Raw genomic sequence first — 224 nt, 5'->3', positions numbered from 1 at the left:
CGCCTGGTCACCAGTCTTGTGGACCCGCGCCGCTATCCGGCCCGGCAACTGGCCGCGCTCTACCGCGAGCGCTGGGAGATCGAATCCGTCTTCGCCGAGATCAAAACCCACCAGCGTGGTGCACGGGTCGTGCTCAGCAGTAAGACCCCTGACGGTGTCCTCCAGCAGATCTGGGCCCATCTCCTGGTCCACCATGCGCTGCGGGAACTGATGCTGAGAACCGC

The 224-nt window shown here is 65.2% G+C and carries 1 protein-coding gene; it reads left to right on the top strand.

Annotated features, from left to right (window positions below; translation table 11 throughout):
* A partial coding sequence (locus tag OP79_RS49485; protein WP_169786278.1) for a transposase occupies positions 1-224 on the top strand: 224 nt, incomplete at both ends.

It is taken from the genome of Streptomyces yerevanensis (assembly GCF_000716805.1).
Lineage (GTDB): Bacteria > Actinomycetota > Actinomycetes > Streptomycetales > Streptomycetaceae > Streptomyces > Streptomyces flaveus.
The sequence above is the reverse complement of the archived record's forward strand: the minus strand, read 5'-3'. Positions and strand labels throughout refer to the sequence as shown.